Here is a 1,691-nt window from a genome sequence, read left to right on the forward strand (position 1 = left end):
CTGGCGCAGGGCGGCGCGGAAGTTTACAGCGATAAAGAATTCATATGCTCGGACATTCAAAGGGACGGTTCGGTCAATATGGCCGATATCGTCAAACTGATGCAGGCGCTGGCGAACCCGTCGATCATCCTTTATTAACCGCAGGATCTCTGAATAAGGCAAGTTCCGCTCCCGCAGAGCAAAGCCGAGGATCTTTCCGCTCATTGCATCGGCTTTGATATTTGCTGCAGATAAATAACAAAAACTATAATTTACTCTTATATTCTTGCGCATATCATTCGATATGCGCTTTTATTTTATTGAATAGTTGAAACAGCTGCAAACAGCGGGACGATTTCTGTGATTTACGGCATTTTCAGCATCCGGTACCGTAAAGACGGTTCAGACGCCGGCGAACCCCTCGATCGTGCTGTATTAAATGGGAAAATCTGATTTTATTGTTAACAGATAATGACACGATGCGATATAATTGTCCCGAGCAGGAATGGGCAAGAAAGGGGAACGAAAATGCGGTGGCAGAGAAGGCGCAAAATCGCATACAGCTGCTTCATCTTATTCGTTTTTCTGTGTTCTTTCCCGGCGTTGCCGGCAGCCGCCGCAACCCCGGTTTTGAGCGCCGCATTGAAGCCCTCGTCCGACGGAAAAACCGTCACGGTGGTTTTCTCGGTCGAAAACAATCCGGGCATCGCGGCTTTCCGGTTCACGATGCACTATGACAACAAAATCCTCAAACCGGCAAGCGCCGCGATGAACGGCAAAATTTCCGGATTTTTCAGCGATAATCATGACAGCGCCGCCGGCGCATTTCACGTCGTGTGGGCAAACGGAACAAATTACACCGGAAACGGGGAGCTCTGCGGCGCGGTCTTTTCGGTGACCGGAACCGTCAAAGACGGGAAGTATCCGGTCACGGTTACATATGATCCGGTTGATTTTATCAACGAAGATTTAAAGACCGTTAAATTCGAATCCAAAGGAATGACAGTTTCCGCGATGACTGTTTCAGCGCAGTCCGCGCAGTCAACACTTGCTCAGTCGTCTATCGCAAGCAGTCAGGCAAAAAGTTCATCCGCCGCGCCCGTTTCTTCTTCCGCTGTAAGTTCTTATTCATCTTTTGCGGGCTCCGCAATCACAAGCGCGCCGTCGGTTTGGGTAAACAGCCAAATCCAAACGCCCGATACTGCCGGTTCCGCGCCTTCCGGCGCCATTCCGCAATCTTCACCGACCGTTTCTTCCCCGCAAAACAAATCCGGCGAAAACAATCAAACCGGATCATCCGCCGGGACCGGCGATGCCTCTGATACTCCGGCGCTTCAATCTTCCGGGAATCAAATCCCGGTCCGGTCCTCCGGCGGGGAAAGCCCGATTCTCCTTTATATCGCGGTTTCGGTGATCGCCGCAGCAGCGGTGATTGTCCTGACCGTTTTGATCATCAAAAAGAAAAAGCAGCCATAAACGAATTTCAATTGAAAAACAGAGAGGTGCCTAAAATGTCGAAGCTGATGAAAATGGTAAAACCGTATCTGACCAAAAAGTTTCTGGTCATTGCACTCAGCGCGCTGCTTGTCGTGGGCATGGCGGCAGTGATAACGGTCATGGCCTCGCTGCCGGCGCTGACGGTTTCGTCCCCGACGATCGATTATGACGGAAACCGCCAGGTCACGGTCGAAGTGTCTTTGCCTGCGGATTCG

2 protein-coding genes are annotated in these 1,691 nt (G+C 51.0%); both read left to right on the forward strand.

Going from position 1 to position 1,691, the window contains the following annotated elements; translation table 11 throughout:
• The first annotated feature begins 507 nt into the window (after window positions 1-507).
• Entirely contained in the window at window positions 508-1,455 is a 948-nt protein-coding gene (locus tag PKH29_10475) for a cohesin domain-containing protein (GenBank protein HNX15260.1), read from the forward strand.
• A 35-nt stretch (window positions 1,456-1,490) separates the two neighbouring features.
• The coding region (locus PKH29_10480) for a hypothetical protein (GenBank protein ID HNX15261.1) at window positions 1,491-1,691 on the forward strand (201 nt) is incomplete at its 3' end.

Source organism: Oscillospiraceae bacterium (assembly GCA_035353335.1).
Classification (GTDB): Bacteria; Bacillota; Clostridia; order Oscillospirales; family JAKOTC01; genus DAOPZJ01.